Raw genomic sequence first — 26034 nt, 5'->3', positions numbered from 1 at the left:
TTTACTTGTAGCGAACGCCATTATTCCTGCGTTTTGGATTTTATAATTAATACACACTTTAAGAAATTATGAAAAATATCACGAAATTATTAATGGCGTTTTTGTGTCTGGGGGTTCTTTTTACGGCTTGTAATAAAGATAATATCGATTATGATGCATTAATAAGACAACAACAAGAAGCCATAAAAAAGGAAAAGGCAAGACAAGATTCTTTATACAAAGATCAGGCACCTTTATTATTAGAATATGCTAAACAAAACTTCAAGGATGACGCTGGTCAAGCTAATTACGTTGTAGACGATTCGACGAAGATTATTTATCAAGTTCTGAATCCTGGAGATAAAACATCTTACACTTATAAGGCTCAACTTGGGAATGGAGGCTATGTGATAACATCCCCTTCGGTAACAATCAATTTCAAAGGACAACTATTGAATGGCACTGTATTCGACCAAAGTAAAGAAGGCACACCGTCTAATTACAGCAACTTGAGCCCTGCGATTAACAAATATGGTGGCGCGTGGTATTATGCATTTATCCCAAAAGTTATTAGCCAAGATGGTCGCGAATTGAAATTCAATGGATTAACATCATCAGGGTTAGTTAAAGGATCAAAAATTCGTTTCGTAGCACCTTCCTACCTAGGGTTTGACGAAAAAGAATTTAAAGATGGTAGCGAAAAAATAACAGTACCGAAAAATACACCTGTTGCATATACAATAGAGATTACTACTATCTCAACGGGTTCCAACTAAGAAATAAAAATAATGCATTCATCGAAGCCGTTCTCCTAGTGAGAATGGCTTTTTTATAAGTACACGTTCAGAAGTGTAAATTAATGTATCAAAATGTTAATTGTTATAGCGAAAACTTTTAACGAAGAAAAAATAATATACATTTGCAAAGCTACTTCACAAAGAAAATAGCTTTTCCTTGAAAAACCAATAAAAAATATAATGAAAAAACTGTTATCACCACTATTCATGGGAATTGCAGCAATCGCTTTCCTTATTATCAGCTGTAACAAAAGCGACGATGCTCCGGTTTATGATGCGAACGCACAATTTAAGACGGATTCTGTAACACTTAAAAATTACGTCAGCCAAAATTACCCTGCTGCACAATACAACAGCGAAACGGGAATTTGGTATGAAATTCTTGCCGAAGGAACAGGGAACTATGAGTATAAAGTGGTTGACACATTAAATGGCAAATACTTAAAATTTAAACCGACTGTAAAATACGTTGGAAAATTATTGAGTGGAAGTGTATTTGATCAAACTGATACTGCCAAAGAATTTGAAATCATCACAAACACGGGGTATCAATATCCATTTTACAGCACTATTATTCCAGCTTGGACCTTCGCATTTGCTCCGCAAAAAATCGGTGACATGAAATTAGGCGGCTTAACGGAAAAAGGTCTACAAAAGGGCAGTAAAATTCACATCATGGCACCTTCCCTTTATGGATACCAAAACCAGGCTGTGGGAACTATTCCGGCAAACTCGCCATTGGATTTTGTAATTGAAGTAACGGATATAAAATAATTATCGCTCCTTTTGAAGCAATAAAGCGTAAAAGCTCCTAAAATGACATCATTTTAGGAGCTTTTTAGTTCAATGAGGTTTTCAACGATTAATGTATTTATTGGACGATAGTTTTAATGTTTGCAAAATTATCCAAAAACTTAAAAGTAAGATAGATCTTAAAACTGATATATTTTAATATCTACTTATACCTAATAACAATTTTCAATCAATTCTTAAACAGTGATCAGTCACTGGTCATTCAGTCTACACTGAGCGATCACTGAACAAGCACTGAACGATCACTGAACAAGTACTGTCGAAAGAGTTAATTTGATCACAATCAGATCCTAATTCCCCGCAAAAAAATAAAAGAGAAAAAAGGGAAGGAGCTATACTTACGTAACAAAAAAATCTCTGTTGTGCGGCAATGGTATGATCCAAAGACAACACTTTAAATTAAAAAAAGAAGGAAATTGAAACACAACTTGAAACAGGTTTCTAGAAAAAATAAAAGCTCGAAGTGGGGAACTCCGAGCTTTACCTAACCAATTATTAACCTAAATTATGAAAAGTTCTTTATATATTATTTTTAAATATCTTTCGTTTCTTTTGATATATCAAAGGTACTACAGATCTGCTTTCATGTCAAGAAATTTAACAGCATTTAACGTTGTTAAAATTATGTTAAAACAATTTAGCACATTCAATACCGTCCCGCGTTGTAAAAAACATACATCTACAACGATAGCAGCTCAAAAGGTGGACTCAACATGGACCAACTATGCTTTCACTCTACTTACAGGCCGAACTTGGTAATAGATATCCATCAATTGGTCGGAAGATAATTTAGCGCTTTTATTCGCATAAGTGCGGGCTGAGTATCAAAAAAAAGAAATAAATTTGTGAGAAGATCCGACATCAATTGGTATCTTATTTAGTTAGACGATTAATAGCATATGAAAATAGCTTTAGCACAATTGAATTACCATATCGGTAATTTTGAAGCAAATACTAAAAAAATAATTAGCGCGATCCAACAGGCCAAAGAAGCAGCAGCCGATCTTATTATTTTTTCCGAACTCGCGATCGGTGGTTATCCTGCCAAGGATCTTTTGCGAAGTAAGGCCTTTAAACATCAATGTGATGAAGCTATTCATCAAATCGCTGCTCATTGTCAGGATATCGCCTGTATCATCGGAGCACCCGTCAAAAATAGTGATCCTGAGGGCAAAGAGCTTTATAATACCGCTGTATTTATTGAGCACGGGGCAGTCCGAAACATTGTTAAAAAAGGCCTTTTGCCCGATTATGATGTATTTGATGAATATCGTTATTTTGAGCCCAGCAGACGTTTTGATTGTATCGAGTTGAACGGCGTAAAAATTGCCTTAACCATATGTGAAGATTTGTGGGATGATGACGAAGGGGGCAATTCATATGTTGGTGACCCCATGGCAGAGTTGAGAAAAGAAAATCCAGACCTCCTCATCAACATTGCGGCATCCCCTTTTTCCTATACCCATTTTGATGAACGGATCAAGGTTCTCAGCCAACAGGTTACAAAGTCTGGCAGACCGCTAATTTATGTCAATCAAATTGGCGCTCACATGGATATTATCTTTGACGGTCGTTCAATCGCCCTGAATAATGAAGGAACAAAAATTGCTGAACTAAAAAGCTTTGAAGAAGATCTTCAATTTGTCACCTATTATCAACAAAATATCACCTCCACCACAGCTTCTTCGAAAGAGTCTATAGCTGAGATGGCTCTTATACATGATGCATTGATCCTTGGGCTACGTGATTATTTTCAAAAATCTGGTTTCAAGAAGGCGGTTTTAGGTCTGTCCGGTGGGCTAGATTCGGCCTTAGTTGCTGCTTTGGCCTGCGAGGCTCTGGGGGCCGATAATGTATTAGCTATTCTGATGCCATCGGTTTACTCTTCCGACCATTCGATAAAAGATGCGATGGATCTCGTCAACAATACCGGCTGCAAACATTATATTGTTCCGATCAAAGATATCGCCAATGCCTTCGAACATAGTTTAGCTCCCCTTTTTGAAGGGCTGCAGCCAGATACGACTGAAGAGAATATTCAAGCGCGCGCACGTGCGGTAATTCTGATGGCTGCTTCCAATAAATTCGGCAATATTTTACTCAATACATCCAACAAAAGTGAGGCTGCTGTAGGATATGGTACACTCTATGGTGATATGGCAGGTTCCATCTCTGTAATCGGTGATGTTTATAAATCCAAAGCCTACGATTTAGCACGCTATATCAATCGAGAAAGGGAGATCATTCCAGTCAATACCATTGAAAAAGCGCCTTCTGCGGAACTTCGACCAGATCAAAAAGATTCGGACTCTCTACCGGAATACGATCTATTGGATCAAATCCTCTTTGAACTTATCGAAAATGAGAAAGCGGGATCTGAGGTTGTAGCAATGGGCTTTGAAAAATCGTTAGTAGAAAGGGTATGTAAATTGGTCAATAATGCGGAATTCAAACGTTTTCAAGCTCCGCCTATCCTGCGTATTAGTCCAAAAGCTTTTGGTCCAGGAAGGCAGATTCCGTTGGTGGCAAAATATCCCTATTAATTTTACAATTCGGATTAAACCATATTTATAGTTTTTTGTCTAAAGTAATAGATTGTAAAATCAAAAAGGATGGTAGCATCCCGGACGGTAAAAAAACAATTGCCATGAAGACCGTCAACTGTACTATTTTTACAATTGAAAGGTATGCGGATAAAGAATAAGAACAAATTAGTTAAATAAATATAAGTTCCATATAGGCCATGAACCATCATGAGTGCGGTTGTCCAATGCGGCGCCAAAATACTCATGGTAGATTCATCACAGTTGATAAATAAATTACTACGATGAAAAAGATTCTATTATTTTTGGTGCTTTGCGTTGCACTCGCATCATGTTCGTCTTATCAATACAATACCACTCGGGTAGAAAAGATGGATTTTACTCCTTTCAAGACGTATGCTTGGTTACCTCCGGTAGACTCGCTTTCGAAGTCTTATTTTGACAACGATATCGCCAAAGCCAATATCCTGGATGCCGCGAATACTGCGCTGGAGGCAAAGGGCCTACAATATTCTAAAGATAATCCTGATTTACTATTTCGGTATATTACCATTGTCAACAATAAAAGCCGTTTGGTCTATGGTGGCGGCGGTTATTACGGCTGGGGTGGCCCCTGGGGCTGGTACCGCCCATGGTTTTCACCATATTACTATGGCGGCGGTTATTACCCAGTTGCAAAAGAACGCTATCGTTATGGCCATTTGATTATCGAAGCCATCGATCGTAAAACAAACGCAGTGATCTGGCAGGCACGTGGTTCTGGCGATGTTGACAATCCAGAAAAAGCAATTAATAACATCAGCAAGGTTGCAAAAGGTGTTATTGACTTGTTCCCTGTAAAAACAATAAAGAAATAAACGAAGTTTTCAAAAGCAACATACACAAGCAAAAGGCTGATTTATTTAAGTAGATCAGCCTTTTGCTTTTTCTATTAGCCTGTTCCTCGAGTAAAAGAATCGTCTTTTCCATTCACTACCGCCCGCTCGCCTGCGGAAACATAAAGAACTAATCAGCTTCATGATCATTTGTACCTTGACAGAGGTACCCATTAAGACTAAACAGAAGGTCTTAGTTTTAAGTAGAAAGGCACTTCAACCCGATCTTTAGATTTATTGATAATCAACTCAGCAGCCATTCTTCCCATCATTTCAAAGTCAGTTGATATTGTTGTAATACCATTCAGGATAAACTTTTTCAATGGAGTTTCATTATAGGATATGATACCAACATCTTTTCCTATAACGAGTTTTTTCTGAATAACCTTGTTCAACAATTTTACCAGATCATCTTCGATAATATTGATGTAACATGTTCCTTTCGCTACTTTCTCTTCATCAATATCGGATACGAGCTCGTGTTCAAATGCATATTGCTGGCAAAACTTATAAAACCCCTTGATAATGGCTTTTGGAAAATCACTATAATCAGGAAATACAAGTTTTAAGTTTTTGTACTTACTCAACACTTCATTAGCTTCCTCCAATGCGGAATAAATATCATGTTCGTAATTTTCATAGACTGCAGGAAAATCTCCGGGCACATCTTCGATGAATTTACCCAATAACATGAGTTTCTCTGCCGGAATCTTACGGATGATATCTGGCGCTTTGTCCCTTCCCTCTTTAAAATGGGGGAATAGAACATAGTGGTCATATGTTTTCGTTAAGCTTCCCAACAATGTATTCAGATACGATAGATCTGAATTGTATACAAATAGATCCAGGTTGGCATAATCACTCAGCTCTTTTGCAAAGGAATCGTATACTATTTTTTTATGGGCACTTAGTTTGTTTAGAAAGAGTGCTATCTTAAGTTTGGACTCGACATCCGTTTTGTTTACATAATACCCCTTTCCAGGATTAGATGCTATAATTTCATTTTTCTTAAGATAACGGTACGCTTTTTCGACAGTGTCACGTGATATTTCCAAATATGCACTCAACTCATTAATAGAAGGGAGCATATCATCTCTGACCAATGTCTCATTTTTAACAGCATCGATAATCGTATTTGCCAATTGCAAATACTTAGGTGTGGCAGAAAAATCGCTAATTTCTAAAGTTTTTAAAAATTGATTTACGGAATTGGTCATTGTTAGATTTTATTAATTATAAAATTAACGATTTGTTTATAAATATTTTAAAAAAACACTTAAAACTCGCTTTTCAAAACCCAGCCTCTATGCATCTCATAATAAAAGGACCTGTCGCCTTAGCATCATTTTCACGGATTCGTTCTCCAACGTAATAAGCTATATTGGTTATTACAATACTATAAAATGTGTCCGATTTCATCATCCTGCACTGTATGTTATTTTTCAATGGACAGTTCAATTTAATGTTCCTCTTCTGTGTAGGATGAAGGTGTATATTTAAATATTGCACAAATACTGATTACGTTGCTTAAAGAACAATTCTGCATATTAGTCAGCAACAAGCATCTGAATAACAAAGGCGCAATTCAAATTGAAATGCGCCTTTGTTTTTATTTCATGTTTTCAATCAACTCATCAAATCCAACATTACATAGAGCTTTCTACAAGTTTATATATTTCAGTTCCAGCCAGGAGGAAGCAACCAAGCCCATAATCTTCAAAATCTGAAACTTTATCAACAGTAACAGGCTGGCCATCTTTGGGCTCTTTTCCTGTCGATTGCACATATCCCAAAAATCCGTTCGGTTGCAGTGATTCTTTAGAAATTGCGTTCCATCCCTTTTCCACCCAAAAGCAATAGTAATATTATTTTCTTCATCATATTAGGGCATTTTTTTAAATCCTTCTTTTTTTATAACCCATGAGCCATCTTTTGGGAACCCTGGTAAATCACTGTTGGAAGCGTCCCACCCTTCAAGCATCATCGCTACGGTCGTGAGCACCCCACCATTGCCTGGTAAATAGATCCGCAGGCGTCCATCTTGATAATTATGTCCATTTTTGAGATAGGTATTGGTTTGGACATTCATAAATAATGCATCCAGCGCTTTATTGGGAAGATTCAGACGAGCAGCATTCATGGCCGTCATGGGAAAATCCCACCCCCAAGTCTTTTCCCAATGCCATTTCTCCCAAACGACATCCAGTGTGTTTTTCATCACCGCTTTATTTAGCTTCGGTGATTCAGGAACCATCCCTAATGCACCGAGTACCGCGGGATGGTCCGTCATCCAACGATCGTACGTATAAGAATCGGGAGCAGTTTCAGTGGCCAAGTAGACGTTGTCCTTACTTGGTAAGGGGGCCAGTTTTTCAATAACTTGATCCCATTTGGTCACTCTTGGTTCTCCCAGACGCTCCTTCCATTGTTGCGCTATACGAAGTGCCCAATCCCAATAGGCGACCTCATACGTCGGGTTCATCGTCTCGGAAGCCTTGAAAACTTCTTGTGCAGGAATAACTCCCTTGCCTACATTATAACGACCCGTTGCCTGATCATAATGTGCAAAGTCGGCCATGAAATCAGCTGTGGCAAATACGAGATCCTTATATTTTTTTAAGACAGCGAAATCCTTTTTGTCCCGATAGGCCAATTCGGTCATATAGATAATATGTGGCTGTTGCCAAACTAAAAATGCAGCTACAGATGAGGGGCTTTCATTCCCTTCGTTATCGGACATTTTGATCCATCTAACCCCTTGATAGCCCTGTCGTTTTGCGAGTTCTCTCGCTTTTTCAAAGGTCCTAAAATAATAATCCAATGTTTTTTCCATAATTTCAGGACGTCCCCATAATGCAAAATGCACAGCATGCCACCAATGCATTTCCGTATGTGGCTTTCCATACCAACTATTAAAAGTAAGACCTGTTTCTTGGGGTGGATTACTTCCTCCGCATTGTACTTTTGTCAGATATTGAGAGAGTACAACTCTTCGTTCCAACTCATTGGCTCTTGGATCTGTGCTACCCGCAAAGTCAACCGCAGCACCACTTTCCCAAAAATGCTTCCAGGACCTTGCACTTTCACCTGCTGCATCAATATACTGGATCCTCTTCTTATCAAAGTTGTTTGTGGGCGCAAATGCAAATGAAAAATCAAACTCTTTGACCTCAGGAGCTGGTTGGTACACAAAATAGTGTGAAGCCGTATTTTTTAAAGTTCCCTGTGAGTAATCCAATTGTGTAAAGTAACTGGCTCCCTGCAACTGATGATTTATCACTGCAACATTTGCAGATTGAGCTACGATCGTTGTTTTATGATCATTCACCTGATCATAGTTGGTACCTTCATCCAAAAATTTTCCGCTTGGGTAAGGATAGTGTACAAATATTTTCAGCCTTTGCTGTGCAATCAATGGCGAAGCGACATGTACTGCAACGCGGTCACTGCTTTGATACGATGTGGTTTTTACAGAAACAGGTTCTCCTTCAATTTGAAATTCACTTGTGATAATACCCGTCCAAAGGTTCAGCTCCTGTCGAATAGCCTGGATATGCTGTGCAGTTGCCCGTTGCCCGTTTTTCAAATAAAGTTCCAAGCCCACATTACCCAATTGCAGACGGTGTTTATTTTCCCTAAAATAGTTTACAGCTTCTGCATTGCGTTCCGGTTCTTTCAATTGGATACTATATTGCGCGTTCCGCCCTTCGTTGTTAAAGTCGTAGGATTTTAATGTTTCTTCGAATTTATAGTTCTTTGTATTGGGCAAGGAATCCCATCCCCACTCTGACTGTGTTCCCAAGGAAACCCCATTTTTATAATAAATGGGAAAAGACTGCATTCCTGTAGCATCGACCGTATAGGCAAAGGCACCATTACCAACTGTGAGCGAAGCTAATGTATCCATGGTATGATTGGAAACATTGTGCCTTTTAACGACATTTTCCCGATTAATTTTGGTTCCTTGTTGAGCTAGAACCAACATAGGACCTAGGACACTTACAAGGAAAGTGAAAATAATACTAAACTTCTTTTTCATCTATATTGGATTTTTATGCATACTATATTCGTGTTCAAGATTCCTCCGGAAATTTCGGAGTACATTCTCAATTTATCTATCGCATTAAAGTGAGACCTATCAGACCGATGACCGCATCGTTTGCTACGGCAATAAGCTCTACTGATTGAAGTTTCTTTTTATTGTTTAGAGGCAAATCCAATAATGAAGCTGCTCCACCATCAATGGCACGATTGCTATACCCCTTGATATCGGTATAACGACTCCAGGTTCCGCCCTTATAAAGCTCTCCAGACTTCAGACTGATTCGATAAGGAATCCGTTCATCGGGGAGCTCAAAAGCATGATTATCATCGAGGTAATCCTGTTCGATAGGCCACCAGTTAATAGGATTGATGAGATCTAGCGTATCAAAAGTTCCATCAGTATAATTGACCTTAATCTTGGCGTTGATAAGCTGGGATTGCATCGGATTTGTAGAACCGGCGACCAAGAGATACATTTTGCTGGCCTGGCCGGCTAAAGGTATTTTGACGCTTTTTGGATAATTATCCCACTGACTGACAAAGACCACATTTTTGGAGTCATTTTTTAGCTGAAACGGAATACCAAGGTATATTAGATCCCCTTGCTTGCCTTTTTTCATGATTCCCCTGTCGTCAATATTTGCCGTCGTCAATGGATAACACCAATTGCCTATTCCCTGCCAAGGCAGCTGCAAGGTTGGCCCTTCCGGTCTTGGCGAAAGATATTTCTGTTGGAAGATATCCGTCAAACGCGCATTGTAATAACTCGATAAATTTTCCGCTAAAAAATCAGGTTTATCATCGATATTCCAATCGATATAATCTACTGTTTGGCGATAAGTTCCCACAACCAGATTAACGCTATTTGTTCCCTTTGAAAAGATATTGATGGGAAGTTCCAATTTCTTTATTTCTCCTGATCTCAAGCTGAAGGCTGTTTGAAAATCCTGATGATCAATTGCCAGTTGTTGTGGCTGAGCAGAACGGTTTTCCATCGTCAAAAAATAGTTTAGCTCTTTACGCAGAATAGTTGAATTTATAGGCGGTAATAGCCGAATATCAACGGCCTGCCACCAAACCATAGCTCCCTGTTTAAGCTTCACAAAAAAGGTTCCTACCCGCTCATGCTGGACAAAAGAAAATTTGTGACCGGCTTTCTTTTGGATAATTCCTTGAGGATCGTAGCTTTCCAACAATTGGGTGTTAGCAGGTAAGGGAAAAGCCCATTGATCGGTGAATACTTGCTCCACATTTTTGGTATCCATCTTTTCGAGTTTACCATCCCCCATTATCGTGATGTCGAAATTCCGCTCAGCTTCAGATTCAACAACAATACATGCCCCATTTATAGCGGAAGATTTTAATGACCACTTGACTTCTTTTCCATTGACTTTAACAGCACTCACCTGGGTAAAATCTACGGGAACTTCCAAAGCAAGTTTTACGGGCATCGCATAACGCGTGTTAATCTGAAATGTAATAGCAGTTTTAGTTTTCTTGTACGTATAACTCCATTCCGGCATTTCAATCTGTGCAAAATTCCATGTCGATGGGAAACCAGGTTTAATAAACAATTGTTTGTCCAGTAGATGTGGATGCACGCCAAATAATCCTTCGACTAATGTACGAGATGCTACACCAATTGGGTCGGCAAAATCACGGTATAATTCGCCTCTAAATGCATCATAGTGGGAAAGCTGCTGAAAGTTGGCGGGACTGATCCCATGATACATACTTTCCATGAGGTTACTTTTCCAGAGCTGATAGGCATCATCCGCCCGACCAGATTGCCAATAGGCCAATGCTGTCTGTAGATTCTCTGCCAAAGCAACATTATTGACCGACCAAGTGTAAGGCTGCCATGTCGTCGTCGGCAATGTATACAGGTCATGCTGTTCCTGTCCTTTGACATGAATAGGAATCTTTGGCAAATAATTAGTTACATATTGGAGATTTTGGTAGCTTTCAAAATCATCTAGAATAGCAGCGTCTGCGGCATGATAAATGGTCCACAAACCAGCATTTTCGTGTATAAGCTGATTGCCAAGCGCATCCTGGAACTCGGCAAAATGACCTTTCTTTTGCAGCCAAAGTCGATCTTTTAGCGCTTTTTGAATCTTATTTGCTTCTTGTTGGTAGGGCGTCGCATCCTCACCTATTACCTTTGCGAGTTTGGCCATCATTTGATTGGCACGGTACATATAGGCGGTTGTGTGCGTGACCGCGCCACCGGAATATTGTAAACCATCACTTGCCCAGATTGCACAATACGCATCGTATAAGCCATCATTGTCTCGATCGAAATTTCGCTTTTCCCAGTTGAGATGCCGAGTCAGCGTTGGCCACATCTCTTTGATATAAGCAATATCTCCCGTATAATTAAAATGTGACAACAATTGATCGATAAATACCAAGTTCATATCGTAGTGATGGGGTACCGTGTTATTATTTGGATTCCGAGAAATGTAGCCGCTTGAAAACATAGAAGTACCCATTTTTTCCAAATGTCGAGCTAAGTGCAAAGTTGTATCCATCACCACCCGTCCAGCAGCGGGTTCTCTAACCTGCGAATTCGCATAACTCGAAAAATGTTCTTTCGCTCTGTCATGCCATCCCAATACATCTGCGGTGTAAGCTCCCCGCCAGGCATTCAAACGCATACGCCATGCCACAGCTCCATGCAAGAAAGTAGGCGATTCCCAAATTCCATCAGCGGCTGCCGAAAGCGCTGCCCCCAAATTATTAATGTATCGATCCGGTGTGTTTATTTTAACCCGACTAGCCAACGAAACCCTTTTCTGATCCGCTAGCTCATAAATCTTTTCTAATGAGCCTTCAGAAAATTCCGCAGCAGAACGCTTCCCTTTAGCGATTTGAATATAACTTGATTTTTTAGTCAGCATAAATTTCCCGACAAGGATAGGACTACCCTTATTCTCCGTTTTGGTCAGATTAGCGAGATCATCCAAAACGGTAGCATCTGACATCCGTAGTGCTGAGAGTCCTGAAAAACTACCCTGAATAAATTGGGGCTCATTTTTCTTATTTTGATACTTAAGTCCAAAACTATTTTTTTCCAGTGTATATTGATTGTGTTCACAATATGCAGGAAGAAGATAAAACCCCGATTCTGGATCCGCGCCTATGTCGCCATTTCTACTGAATGTTTTTCCGCTAGCTCCCCCATAGACAGCGTAAAGATGTGCATCGGGTTTAATATTCGTCGCCTGTAATTTTACGATCATCCCTTCGGCATCGGCCTGCGCCATCACAACGATATCGATATAACCATTTCCAAGTAAAGCATCTTTGATGCGATAATACATCGCTCCGGGTCGATATCTTGTCTCAATATGATCAGCATCAATCATTTTTTTTCGCTGCTGTTTATTGCTGAGGACAAATTGTAAGTTCCCTGCCATCCCCGGCATGTACAGCGCAAATTCAGGTAAATCGCCTGCTTCTACACGGGATGCCAGGTTATTACCATAAAGAGCGCGATTAAATCGATATCGCCCATTCACCAGTAAGAAATCTCCCTTATCCTCGGTATAATGCAGTACACGGTCGTTATCTTTCCAATGTTTTGACTGGGCAACAGCTATCTCCAGGACAGCCCCAACTAGCAAACCGCAAAAAATCAAATACTTTCGTATCATATCAATAATTATTTCATGAATTAGCTGTTTGCAGTTTTTTTTAATGACCGTTAGCTACTTCTTAGTCACTGGAGTTTATACTTTCCATCGATTTATACGTTATGTTAATCGAAAGATTTGATTTCTTTTCCATTGACAATGACATTCTTGAGCGAGACATTCTTGAGGTAATCAACTTTAAACGTTTCTTTTACACCATCAATCTTACAATTAACCATCGTAAAATCAGTTATAGGTGAAGATTCGTACGCCGTGGAGAGCACGGCATACTTTCCGCCACCTATAACATGAAGGTTTTCGACCCAGATATTGCGAATCGTCGGAATATGTTTTCCGGGTTTTTCATAAAACATATTAAATCGTACAGCCGCTTCCTTATATTGCCCCACTTCCGTGTTATAAAAAAAAACGTTCTCAATGATCCCACCTCGGCTGGAACTGGTTTTTATCCGTAGAGCCCGATCCAAATTTGGACTGTCCATGACATTGTTGAGCGCATAGATATTTCTGGCTCCGCCTGCAATTTCGCTACCGATAACGACGCCGCCATGACCATCTTTCATTTCACAATTTTCGATGATATGATTCTCCGCAAGTCGACCAATATTGCGGCCATCTTCATCTCGTCCCGATTTAATAGCAATACAGTCATCCCCGGTATCAAAATAACAATTTCTGATCCATACATTTTTACTTGCTTCAGGATCGCAGCCGTCATTATTAGGTCCATGACTTACCACTTTCACACCTTCAATCAATACATTTTCACATAGGACAGGATTAAGATTCCACATCGGAGAATTAATCAGCTTGACCTCAGCAATCCAGACATTTTTGCATAAATAAGGCTGAACAAAATTGGGGCGAAGAAAATTTCCGTCGCCAAATACTCTTTTATGCGGATCCATCTCTTCAGCCATCTGCTGATGCAAAATTGCCCGGGCAGGCTTTTGTTCTCCAGGGCGGCCTTCGTGCCATCCATATTTTCGGGCACCACACCAATACCACCAATGATCATTATCGGCATTTCCATCCAACAATCCTTTTCCTGTGATGGCAATGTTCTCTTCTTTGTACGCATAGATGAAAGGAGAAAAATTGATACATTCCATACCCTCCCAACGCGTGAATACCATCGGATAATCAGCACTATCTCGACTAAAGAGTACAGTTGCCCCTTCGCTGACATGAAGATTAACGTTACTTTTCAAATAGATTGCACCGGTCAGATAGACTCCCTTTGGGACTATCACACGTCCTCCACCCTGCCTATTGCACGTTTCAATTGCTTTTCTAAAGGCTACAGTATTTTTTGTCTTGCCATCTCCAATAGCACCGAAATCAGCGATGGAATAATCTTTCTTTTTAAATGTAGGAGCAACAATAATCTTTTTAAGCTGTTCAATTTCCTTTAAGGGTTGCTTTGCACTGGTCCAGGTTATTTGTTGCCCTTGACTTGCTACGCATGCAAAAATTGCGAGGAGCATACTAAAAATCTGTTTCATTGGCTTATAATTGTTTCTGGTTATACTTGTTATATCAGCTGTCAAATTCCGCTCACTTGTATCGATCTTCAACATACAGAAGCAAAACTTTGCAGTTATTTTCTCGAATTAAACACGATTATCGCAGACTCTTCACACGATCTCAAATACAAAGGCTGTCGAAGTTTCTGCTATTCCGCCTTGGGTGGCTCCAAAAAGGAAACGCGGTTTATCCGTTATTTTATCCATCAGGATCATAGGTCTTTCAAGCCTGCCAAAGCGCTTCAAGTTGGCTGGTGGGGGCGGTTCCTGAATATAGGTCGATAAACCTAGATAAGCCACTTGCGGTTCAGACCATTTAACGCCATCTGATGATTTTAAGATCAATCCATCTTCGTGATTGTAAAACCCCATATCCCTTGCTAATAAACAATACTGTTCATCCTGTTTCCATACGAAAGCATCTTCAAGCTGTGCATTAAGCGGGCGATCAGAAAAATCAATTACCGGATGCTCTGATACTTTAACATATGGTCCCAAGGGATGTTCAGCTTTGGCCAATCCATACTTTCGATTTCCTCTGACAGGACCTTTATCCCGCAGATATTCAGCAGTATTCCAAGATTTATAATACAACCAAAATTTACCATCGTTACCTTTTAGAAATGCTGGATTTGTGGTACAATGATCATCCCATGCCCCCTCCACGCCAGGCAATAAGATTGGATTATCCTGTCGTTTCCATGGTCCATCCAGGTTTTTCGCCGTTGCTACACCTATCCTTTTGGTATCTGTCTTTCCGTTGGAATTTCCCATATAAAAAAGATAATACGTATCCGCTATCTTTTTTATCAGTGGATTATGACAGGTTGTACTATCCCAAAATCCTTCCCGAGGTTGTAGAACAACATCCTTATGTTGGAATGTTCCATAGGGAGAATCAGCAACTGCGTGCGCTATCTCGGAACCTTTGATCCAGCCTCCCATCCCTTTTTCCTTTCGCCAACGTGAATAAAAAAGATGAACCTTACCATCGTCGCCCCAAATCGGAGATGAGCACCAAATAAAGTAATCTACCAATTGTAAGGATCTTCCAATCGGTTTCAATTTGAAATAAGGAGACTCCAGTATACCCTTTTTAGCTGCCGTATCTAAAGGTAACACCATCATCGCCCACAAAAATGCATTTGATTTTAAGAAGACTCTTCTATCCATGTGAACATTTCCCTTCCGTTGATCTATAATTTGGTTTATTCCGATTCCCAATGTAATGAGAATCAAACCGAAAGATACCAAAACCAGCAATATTCCCTATCCTGCGCTATCCTGCAATCGCTTACATTTTGACAAAAAAAAGCCTACCCATTCCATTCAGAACAGGTAGGTCAGGTTCACGTTTATTACCATCAAAAATTAATAGCCTGGATTTTGCATAGCCTGTTTTTCTGCAGGCGTCAATGCGGCACCACTTTCATTGGTTGTTGCATCCAAGAAAGATTGCGGAATCGGTCGATAGTAATGTGTATTTGGACTAAAGACTGTATTCCCGCGTACATAACCATCATTAAAGGCTTTCCATCTCGCTTCCAATGTTTTGGTGCGCGCCAAATCTTCCCATCTGTAAAGTTCACCGCACAATTCACGTGTGCGTTCATTCAACAAAAATGCCATCATTTTCTGTGCATTGCTTGTTGCACCCAATTTCTCGTAGATTGGCGCATCAACTGCTGAATTATAAATGTCAGCGACAGAATTGATCAGCATCTGTGTTTCGGAAGAGGCCGTAGTTTTCGCAATATCATTATTGGATTCGTAGTATGAGTTTCCTTCCCAATAGATTGCTCCTTCCGCAGAAAAGCCGCCGCCCTTTCCAACAGCATAGGAATTATTCTTGTAGGCTTGCCCGCCGTCGACATTCTTCGCTCGGTCTTCACCATTTTTATAGCCAGCACGACTGCGCAATTTATTGATCCACTGGATTGCATTCGCGTACTGACCTTCACCCTTACGGATATAGGCTTCGGCTACCATTAAGACATCTTCCGCCGAGCGCGCCATAATAACATCTCGCGTACCATTGGCAGACGCTATACTAACCCGATAGCCATCTCTGAACTTCGAAAGCGCCACATAACGTGATTGAACACCAAAGTATCCGTTATTTCCATGTTGACCCACCCAAGCTTGAGGTTCTCCCTGAAAGTAACGTACAAAAGTATGCGGATTCTGCATCACGCCATTTTTAAGAACTCCTGTTGCATCACTGGCCACTGCTTTGTAGCGTGTATCGCCAGCGTTGTTCACAATGTATTTAATACCCAGCTCTCCACCTTTAAATCGCTTCGTTCCAACAACAGTTCCTTCAGGCCCAAGCGATGCATTAGCTGCAGTCCAGACAGGGGCATTAGCGGTATTATTGGCACCATACATCGTAATAAAGGATTTCCAGAAACGTGAATCATTCACCCTGTCAAATACATCCAGCGTATAATTTGTGGTACGTGCATAAGAGAATTCACGGTCGCCGGAGATATCGCGGCTTGTTCCTCCTAAATCTTGATAAACAGCAGGGTAGTAAAGATGGATCTGATTTCCATAACGTCCCCAGGTTGCCTGATCGTCCGAAAACTGTGCCGACAGAACAACCTCCGAGACTTTTTCGTTAGCACTATTGGCCTTTTGATAATCCCATAGTTTTACGTAATCATCTACCAGGGGATGTGCCGCCACGACCTCCGTTCCATATTTGATGACAGCATCTAAGTCTTCTGCGGTATATTTTGAATTCCAAGAGGCATATAGCTCGCTCGATCGAGTCAATCGTGCTTTAGCAATGTAGTGTGCTGCAGCTGATTTTGTTACACGCCCAAATTCTGTCGCCGAAGCCGGCAACAACGTATAAGCCTGCTCAAGATCCGCTATGGCCTGTGCAAAACAGGCATCCTCTGAGGCTCTTGTAAAATAGGATTCAACCTTTTCGGTCGGGGTCAATTTCAGGGGGACACCACCAAACTGTACAATCAGCTGTAAGTAGAAATATCCCCGCATAAAGTATCCCTCGCCAAGACGTGTATTATAATTGGCATTGGATTTATCATAATATAAGGGTACGTTTTGAATCAGGGTATTGGCCGATTCGATACCGCTATACATATTATCAAACACCGGCTGAATATTTCCACCACCATAAGTTGATTCAGCAGGATTAAGATCCATACTATAACTATTAAAGCTTGGGGAAGCATTATTTGCATCCGTAAACTCATCTACACCTAGATTGAACAGGGCCATCCCCCAGGTATAATTATATTTAAATTTCAATTTGGAGTAAACACCTGTTGCTAAATCATCTAGCCCTGCCTGAGTTTTAAAATAGTCTGTATCCGGTATGGTAATCTGCTCCTCTTTCAAAAAGTCTTTACTACAGGCGTTCAATACTAATAATCCTGCCGCACCTAACATTGAAGCAACTAATATTTTATAATTTTTCATGAGAGTCAATTTTTTAAATCCTTTTGCTGCTTAAAATCCTATGTTCACGCCGATCACTGCTCCTCTTGTGGTGATGGAGGAGCCGGCTTGCGTTGTATTATTATTATAACTTGCTAAGTCTGGATCCAGAAAATCCACTTTTGAATACAACATCGCCGGGTTCATGATCTGTGCATAAACCTTAAAATTACTGATGCCAAGTTTTTGTAATTTTGTTTTCGGAAAATTATAACCTAAACTTACATTTCTTAGCTTGATAAATGATCCGTCACGGTAATTCATGGAAGAGTTCCAAGGATCTGCCGCTTCACCATTTGAGCCTGGCTGATAATATTCAGCATCTTCATGAACGCCCGGAATAAAGTAGTCCAATTTGCGTTGCATATAACGACCATCCAACGTAGCAGCTCCAGCGTTTATGGTCTGTCCCCAACGCGAGAAAATAAAGAAAGATAAGTCAAAGTTTTTGTAGGTGAATGTATTCATAATCCCGCCAGACCATTTTGGACGATAGGATCCCAACACTTGTCTATCATAATTGCGATCTACTTTGCCATCAGGCACACCATCTGGACCACTAATATCCTTCACACGGATCTGTCCGGGTTTAGCGCCATATTTTTTAGCCTCCTCTGCTTCTGAGGTTTTCCAAATACCATCGTAAACCACATCATAAGGGACTTGAATCTCCTGACCAACAATCCAGTTATTGGTTAAATCTTCTTTTCGTCCGTTATTCAATTCGAGTATTTTATTCTTGTCTTTGGACCAAGTTAAAGTCGTATTCCACTGAAAGTTATCATTCTTAACATTGACAGTATTGATCTGAAGGTCAATCCCCCAGCCTGAAGTCTTACCAACATTTGCCATTGTGGCACCATAGCCTAAAACAGAGTTTAGCGTCATGGCCAATAACAGATCATTCGTCTTCGTTTTATACATGTCTAAAGCACCGCTGATTCGGTTATTTAGAAAGCCATAATCTATACCCAAATTATATTGGGTCGTACGTTCCCAGCCCAATTCGGGATTGGCCATTTTTTGCGGATTAGCAGCAGAAGGATCTGAAGCAACATATCCTGGTGTTGAATTCGTCGCGCTCCAGTTGTAAAAATTTTGCGTCAATAATCCTTTCGTTTGATAAGGTCCAATTGCGGCATTACCAACAATACCAGCTCCCAAACGCAATTTTAGTGTATTGACAAAGCGTGCATCTTTCATGAAATCTTCCTGATCAATGCGCCATGATGCAGCTACGGAAGGAAATGAGCTCCATTGATGCCCCGGTGCCAATACCGAAGATCCATCCCAACGCACAAAAGCAGTTAACATATAACGATCCTTATAGCTATAATTTACACGAGCCATATAGGATTCCATCTGTCTCTCAGATAAGCCCGTTCCCCAACTACCGATAAAACCTCCAGAATTAATATTATACCATAATTCTCCAGCACTATACACATCCGTGGCTTTCATATTACTTGATTCAGAATTATACTTGGATGAACTCTGCAGCAAAGTAACACCAAGGTGGTGATCTGTTCCAAAATCGCGGTCGTAATAGATCAAATTGTCTAAAGTCCAAGCTAAATTGCGGTTTGTTGAATAAGTCACCGCATTATTTCCATCACCATTTATTCCCTCGGCTGCATTTGCTAACCCCAACCGGTAATATCTAAACTCAGGTCCAAATTGCACCCGATATTTTAAACCTTTCAATGGTTCATAAATCTGTCCAAAATCCAATTGGCTAAAGAAACTACCATTCGCGCCAAAAGTCTGACGTTGATTGGTATTATATTCCAATTCATTAATTGGATTGATGATATTGATATCACCCGCCGCAGGATTTCTCAGGTAGGTTCCATTGTCATCATAAGGAACTGTCCAAGGTAACATACCTCGTAAAGCACTGTAATAGTCACCTGCACCTGTTACAGATTTAGAGAAATTATAGCCATAATCTTGATCGGAGAAGAATGTGTTTATTGAAGCTCCCATGGTAAACCATTTTGTTGGCGTAGCTTCAAAACTTACTTTTGAGGTATAGCGATTAAATTTCTGACCGGGTTGTGTAGCATCTTGCTTGAGATAACCAAAAGAACCATAACCTTTGGAGTTTTCCCCTCCACCTGAGACGCTTAAAGTATGCTCGGTAGATAAAGCATTTTTACGTCCAAGATCTGCCCAATCGTAATTACCGACTAGGCTTGGATCCCATACGGTATTGTTACTAGTCCAACCTTTGGCAATATTTGCCCATGAGGCAGCTACAGATCCCCATTTAGAAAAATCCTTTGCATAATCTGGTGTCGTTGTTCCGAATTTCGCTAAACGTGCGTACTCCAACCATTCCGCAGCATCCATGTACTCTGTGACATCATACATTTTCTCAAACGTTGCCGTACCAGCATAATTCAACATTAAACGCCCCTTTTTTCCCTGCTTGGTCGTAACCAAAACAACACCGTTCGCTCCACGTGAACCATAGACAGCTGTTGCAGAAGCATCTTTTAAGACATCAATGGTCTCTATATCACTCGGATTAATATTGTCAATGCCACCGGCCTGTAATACCATCCCATCGACTACATACAGTGGTCCCTGATCTGCAGTGATCGATCGCACACCTCTTATCGTTATACTACCAGTTGTTCCTGGACGTTGGTTCGAAGTGATATCAACACCAGCCACCTTACCCTGCATTGCCTGCAATGCATCTTTCACGGGCATTGCCTTCAGTTCTTTTTCGCCCACACTGGCAATTGAACCCGTCACATCCTTCTTTTTCATCGTGCCATAACCAACCACCACGACTTCGTCCATGACATCGACCTTTTGTGCAAGAACTATATTGAAGTTATTTTGACTACCAACAGAAATTTCTTGGGATTCGAAACCAAGGCTTCTGAAGGCCAATACATCCGATGGCAGCGCGTTGATGGTAAATGACCCATCGGCATTGGTCTTTACCGTCATGGTTTTGCCTTTTACCTGTATTGTCACACCTTGAACAGGTGAACCTTTTTCATCATTTACCTTTCCAGTCCTCGTAGTTTGAGCAAATAAATTTAACGTACACAACATCGCCATAAACAGCAAAAAAGTGTACTTCTTTACATGATGATCAAACCTAATTGTTAAATAGTTTATCATTAAAGTATTATTTAGGTATTATTTTATTCTTTCCCTTGTTGATCTTCGGTAGTGAAAATCGGTTTTCATTATACGAGATAATGAAAATGTTGTATGATCTTTACTTATTGCTTTATAGGACGACTGGCTTAAAAAAATAATCAGATTTCCCCTTAGGCTTATAATGTTGGTTAAAAGTAACAGGATGATTTGTAATAACCATCCTGTTCAATCCTGTCATTAGCTGGCGCCAAAAATAAAAAAATCGCCCTTAAATGCTAAGGGCGATTAAATCAATTAAAATATTAATATCCGGGATTCTGTGTATACAAGCCCGGACTATTGTCTAGTTCTGACTGTGGCACCGGATATAGGACATAATTGACTTGAAAATCTAACATCTGCTTTGCGACGTCCTCTTTCCTGATCCAAGCCTTCATGACCGATTCGACACTACCACTGCGGACAAGATCAAACCATCGCACCCCTTCGCCAATAAACTCCCTTCTGCGTTCGTCCATCAGCTGTGATTTAGTGACATTCGTCAGCTCAGTTGTCAATCCGGCGCGTTTTCTGATTTGATTGACGACCGCATCTACATCCGTTTGAATGTTCCCAGAGGCGCCATTCAATATGCACTCCGCCTTTAGCAATAGCAAATCACTATAACGGAATACAATATAATTGATCGGCCAATCCATTCGATTTGCAGGCACTTTGGTAAGGTCTACAAACTTCTTAACAAATGATCTTGTTTCAGCAACATTGCCATAGATATATCCTTGCTGAATACTGAACGTCTTTCTGCTGTCACCTGTATCATACAGCTTAAGCAGGTCATCAGATACTGGCCTGATTGTTAAGCCTCCTTGCGTGGCTAGCCCGAGTGAATTGAACCAATTATCAGGCACAAGCACCCAAGGAAATGTTGCCCCAACAACAGGATTAGCGCCGCTTGAATATTCAATATTAAAAATCACTTCCTTGTTGCGCTCATTACCGTAATCAAAAATGCTATTATAGCTGGTCAGCAAACTAAATTCATTGCTGTTGATCACCTCGTTGAACTGCTCCACCGCTTTCCCCCATTCGTTACTGTTCAAACCCGCACCTTCAACGCCCAATGTGGGTCCTGACCGTGTCATATAGACCAAGCCAAGCAACATTTTTGCGGCGTATTTATTGGCACGGCCTTTATCTGCAGCAGCGTACGCACTGGGTGCAGGCAGCGCATTAATTGCTTTGTTCAGATCTTCAATAATCAACGCATACAACTCCTCCACGTTACTCCGGCCAATGCTTTTAGCTTGGCTGGCGGATACCACCTTGTCTATCCGTGGCACTTTGCCAAAGTATCGGATCAAATCAAAATAAAAAAATGCACGCAAGAACCGGGCTTCGCCTTCCATTCTATTGCGAAGGCTTTCATCAATAATAGCCGTGGAACCATTCGCCGCAAGTTGTTCCAAATAATTGTTTACACGAAAGATGCCGTTAAAATTTGTTTGCCAAGCTTCTATCACATAGGGGTTACTCGCAATCGTTTTATGAAAACTGTTGATCCCTTCCCAATCACGCACTCCGCCGTCCGACACTGCGTACAAGTTATCCGATCGTGTTTCCGAGAGATTCATCAGGCGATCAGGATATCCTCGTGTACTGTTATATATAGCGTTCAATCCTTGAATAAAATCATTTGCTGTCTTAAAGTAGGTATCTGAAGTAGCACTCGAAATTGGTTGCTGGTTCAGATCCATTTTGCAAGATCCCAATAGACCTGCTATCAAAAAAAATAGGCTCAATTTTTTCATCGTTCTAAAAATTTACGTTTAAACCAAATGTCACTGTCTTTGGAATTGCCAGGCCCCCATAATCACCCGCCTCGGGGTAATCAGAGCTTCCGCTTAGATTTGTGTTTGAAGATTCCGGATTCACACCCCCGTCATATTTGTCCTTTCCCCAAAAATTCTCCAATGTCACGAATAAACGGACCAAACTAAGTTTGGACTGACTCCCCAATTTCAGGTCTTTGATATTATAACCAAGAGTGACGTTGCGTAAACGCCAATAGTCCGACGAATACAGCCAATCTGTATTTTTAATCCGTCCAAACGTTGAATAAGCTTTTCCAACACGACCTTCTCCAGGATCCCCTTCCGAACGCCATCTATCCCTATAAAATCCAAGCGCATTGTCTGATGATCCTTGACCGGTACGTCCCAAGGCACGTCCTAATAAGGAATAGATATGACCACCATTCTGGCCTTGGAACATAAAACTCAAATCAAAATTTTTATACTTAAAGTTGTTGGTTATCCCCCATACATAGCTCGGGTTTGGATGCCCCACAATCACACGGTCATTCGCATCAATCACACCATCTCCATTGGCATCCACATATTTTGGATCACCTGCCTTTTGGCTACCATACAACGCAGCCCCAGCATCAATGTCTGCTTGACTCAATATGCCGTCTTGTTTAACGACATAAATACTATACATCGGCTCGCCAATCCGTAAAAGACTATGCTGGATATCAAATGAGGACGGTATTAAAATCTCCTTTTGCTCACCATCAAGTTTTGTTACTTTATTGGAATTATGACTAATATTAAAAGAAGTAGACCATGAAAAATCTGCTTTTCTGACCTGATGGGACGTGATCTCTAAATCCCAGCCTTTACTTTTCACCTCTCCTGCATTATCCAAATAGGAAGAAAAACCTGTCGAAAGCATGGAGGGAACATTTAGCAATAAATCACTGCTCTTCCGGGTATACCAGTCAAATGATCCTGTAATGCGGGAACCCAAAAGGCCAAAATCCAATCCCACATCATAAGTCCGCGATTTTTCCCATCTTAGATCCGGATTAATGATATTGCTTGGCGCCTGTCCAGAAACGGAAAGGCCATTTGACGAATAATTATAAAAGCCCAACAAGGCAATGCTACTGTAATCACCTATATTGTTATTCCCTGATTCACCATAGCTTCCGCGTAATTTCAGCTCATGGATAAAGGTAACTGGTTTCATAAAACTCTCCTGTGACAGACGCCAGCCCATGGACAACGATGGGAACCAGCCCCATTTTGTATTGGATCCAAAACGCGATGAGCCGTCCCGACGAATACTTCCAGAAAGCAAATACTTACCGTCATAGGCATATTGGACACGCCCAAAATAAGAAAGCAAGACACTTTGTGTTGCGCCTGTTGAGGCAACTGTAGCAACTGCACCGTTCAAAGTTGCTATAGAACTATTGGTATAACCTCCCTGCGAGGTGATGGAAGAAGTTTCAAGTTTATCAAAATTATAGGCTTGCCCCAGCAAAGCGGTAATATCATGTTTGTCAAAATTGAGATGATAATTTAACGTATTCTCGTTTACAAAAGTTTGCTTTCGATACACACTGTTGGAGCCATAGGTAGCTTGATTCGGGTTGTTGGTTCGGTTAGCCAAAGTTCCGCCTACAGTGTAGGGCTGAAATCTATTACTTCTGCTATCGGTTTGATCCAAATTAACTGTAGTCTTAAAATTGAAGTTATCAAGAATATTGTACTGTCCGTAAACTGTCCCCAGTAAACGTGAAATTTTGTTTTCCCCGATATAATAATTCAATTTGGCAATGGGATCATTTGTTGAAGTACTCCAAGGATATTTTTCATTGTCAAAAACGTTTACTGTTCCAGCAGGATGGTCCTGAACAGGTGACATCGAATAAATCTGATGCATGATATTATCCTTTCCTTCCACTCCGGGGTCATTTCCGATAGAATAGGTAGGTGCTAAGTTTAAACCAAATGCGAATTTTTTATTCGGTTTTACTTCAACGTTAGCTCTGGCAGTATAGTTTTTATAATCCAAACCTTTCACAATACCTTGTTGATTGAGGTAATTCCCCGAGATATAATAATTGACAAATTCTGTCGCTCCCGAAGCCGCAACCTGGTAGTTTTGTATCACTCCTTTTCGATACGCTTCGTCTTGCCAATTGATAAGGTAAAGCCCGGGATGTCCGGGTTCCAGCCAACGGTCATCATACATATAAGATGTATTATATGTCCCGTCGGCGAGTCCCAATATTTTCCGTCGTTCGGCATTGCTTTGGCTTGCCAGCCTTCCGGTACCCGAGGCTTCCCATTGTGCATTGATCATCTCCACCGCTCTATCTATCCACTCTTCACCATTTAACATATCCAATTTTTTATAAGCCTCGGACATGCCTACGTATGAATTGAGACTTACTTTAGCCTGGCCGCTCTTCCCGCGTTTTGTGGTGATCAAAACAACTCCGTTTGCTGCCCGGGATCCATAAATTGCAGCTGCAGATGCATCTTTTAGGACTTCCACAGATTCAATATCGTTGGGGTTCATATTATCCAGCGGATTTCCTGAGGCATAGTTTCCCGAGCCGTTTTGCGAAGCCGTTGACAGTGGGAAACCGTCAATGACATACAAGGGTTCACTCCCAGCGGTAATAGAGCCCGATCCCCTGACCTGAACACTTAACCCTTTTCCGGGAACACCTGTAGATTGCTTAACCCGTACACCAGACATCTGTCCGATAAGGGCTTGATCAACCCGTGCAATAGGGCGCTCATCGAGATTCTCAGCATTAAACTTTGAAACCGGAGCTATAAGGTTAGTTCGTTTTTGGGATCCATAGCCAATGACGACAACCTCATCCAATGCTTCTTGTTTCGGCAACAACTCAACACGTAGAAATGCTAATGTTGATACGCGGACTTCTTTCTGCTGGTATTCCACAGAACGAAATACAATGTTGTCACCAGATTTTGCATGAATACTGAAATCACCATTTTGACCGCTTGCCCCTTCATTTTTGCCATTTACCTGGATTGTAACGCCACTGATCGGCTGATTTTTATTATCAACAACTTTTCCCGTCAATGTCCCCTGTGCATACAATACATGCGTAAAAGCCATTTGAGCCACAACTATGGCCCCATATCGCATTATGTTTTTCATGGATTGAGTTTTTTAATTATTAATCTGATTTATATTGGTAAATCAATTTAAAAGAACTCATTTGATTAACTGTCCTGAACTTACATGATAACCAGACAATTGCAAATTTTAAAAACTCAAAACGCACTCCATTTTGTACATTTTAACGATCGAAATTGTAAAAAGTAATGTCAAAAAAAAGCCTCGTTTTATACGAGGCTTTCAATAGTGCTTACTGCTTT

14 protein-coding genes are annotated in these 26034 nt (G+C 40.6%); 4 read left to right on the top strand and 10 right to left on the bottom strand.

What is annotated here, in order from left to right; translation table 11 throughout:
* The first annotated feature begins 68 nt into the window (after positions 1-68).
* The 4 genes from HS960_RS23185 (at position 69) to HS960_RS23170 (ending at position 4989) form a co-directional block, all read left to right on the top strand.
* A complete protein-coding gene (locus HS960_RS23185; protein ID WP_182330714.1) occupies positions 69-755 on the top strand; it encodes an FKBP-type peptidyl-prolyl cis-trans isomerase in 687 nt (228 codons plus the stop codon).
* Between the two features lie 201 nt (positions 756-956).
* Entirely contained in the window at positions 957-1550 is a 594-nt protein-coding gene (locus HS960_RS23180; RefSeq protein ID WP_120334972.1) for an FKBP-type peptidyl-prolyl cis-trans isomerase, read from the top strand.
* A 938-nt stretch (positions 1551-2488) separates the two neighbouring features.
* Positions 2489-4132 carry an NAD+ synthase gene (locus tag HS960_RS23175; protein WP_182330713.1) on the top strand — a complete coding sequence of 548 codons (1644 nt, stop codon included), beginning with the start codon at positions 2489-2491 and terminating at the stop codon, positions 4130-4132.
* 284 nt (positions 4133-4416) lie between these two features.
* A complete protein-coding gene (locus HS960_RS23170; protein WP_153844222.1) occupies positions 4417-4989 on the top strand; it encodes a DUF4136 domain-containing protein in 573 nt (190 codons plus the stop codon).
* A 197-nt stretch (positions 4990-5186) separates the two neighbouring features.
* On the opposite strand, the gene HS960_RS23165 is transcribed toward HS960_RS23170, so the two are convergent.
* The 10 genes from HS960_RS23165 to HS960_RS23120 all read right to left on the bottom strand — a co-directional run bounded on the left by HS960_RS23165 (position 5187) and on the right by HS960_RS23120 (position 25813).
* Positions 5187-6224, bottom strand: a complete 1038-nt coding sequence (locus HS960_RS23165) for a GntR family transcriptional regulator (protein ID WP_153844223.1) — start codon at positions 6222-6224, stop codon at positions 5187-5189.
* A gap of 429 nt (positions 6225-6653) precedes the next feature.
* Complete coding sequence (locus tag HS960_RS23160) at positions 6654-6854, bottom strand: glycoside hydrolase family 88 protein (protein ID WP_202883712.1); 201 nt, start codon at positions 6852-6854, stop codon at positions 6654-6656.
* A gap of 35 nt (positions 6855-6889) precedes the next feature.
* Complete coding sequence (locus tag HS960_RS23155; protein WP_182330712.1) at positions 6890-9046, bottom strand: hypothetical protein; 2157 nt, start codon at positions 9044-9046, stop codon at positions 6890-6892.
* Between the two features lie 76 nt (positions 9047-9122).
* Positions 9123-12710, bottom strand: a complete 3588-nt coding sequence (locus HS960_RS23150; protein ID WP_182330711.1) for a DUF4450 domain-containing protein — start codon at positions 12708-12710, stop codon at positions 9123-9125.
* A 104-nt stretch (positions 12711-12814) separates the two neighbouring features.
* Positions 12815-14215, bottom strand: a complete 1401-nt coding sequence (locus tag HS960_RS23145; RefSeq protein WP_182330710.1) for a glycoside hydrolase family 28 protein — start codon at positions 14213-14215, stop codon at positions 12815-12817.
* A 132-nt stretch (positions 14216-14347) separates the two neighbouring features.
* Positions 14348-15409, bottom strand: a complete 1062-nt coding sequence (locus tag HS960_RS23140) for a glycoside hydrolase family protein (RefSeq protein ID WP_182330709.1) — start codon at positions 15407-15409, stop codon at positions 14348-14350.
* Positions 15410-15607: 198 nt separating this feature from the next.
* On the bottom strand, positions 15608-17686 hold the full coding sequence (locus HS960_RS23135; protein ID WP_182330708.1) for a RagB/SusD family nutrient uptake outer membrane protein: 2079 nt from the start codon (positions 17684-17686) through the stop codon (positions 15608-15610).
* Between the two features lie 30 nt (positions 17687-17716).
* On the bottom strand, positions 17717-20845 hold the full coding sequence (locus HS960_RS23130; RefSeq protein WP_202883711.1) for a SusC/RagA family TonB-linked outer membrane protein: 3129 nt from the start codon (positions 20843-20845) through the stop codon (positions 17717-17719).
* Between the two features lie 284 nt (positions 20846-21129).
* A complete protein-coding gene (locus tag HS960_RS23125; RefSeq protein ID WP_182330707.1) occupies positions 21130-22635 on the bottom strand; it encodes a RagB/SusD family nutrient uptake outer membrane protein in 1506 nt (501 codons plus the stop codon).
* 4 nt (positions 22636-22639) lie between these two features.
* The gene (locus HS960_RS23120; RefSeq protein WP_182330706.1) at positions 22640-25813 is read right to left on the bottom strand and encodes a SusC/RagA family TonB-linked outer membrane protein; all 3174 of its coding nucleotides are present in this window, start codon (positions 25811-25813) and stop codon (positions 22640-22642) included.
* Positions 25814-26034 lie beyond the last annotated feature (221 nt).

The sequence above is a fragment of the Sphingobacterium paramultivorum genome, assembly GCF_014109745.1.
Taxonomy (GTDB): Bacteria; Bacteroidota; Bacteroidia; order Sphingobacteriales; family Sphingobacteriaceae; genus Sphingobacterium; species Sphingobacterium paramultivorum.
The sequence above is the reverse complement of the archived record's forward strand: the minus strand, read 5'-3'. Positions and strand labels throughout refer to the sequence as shown.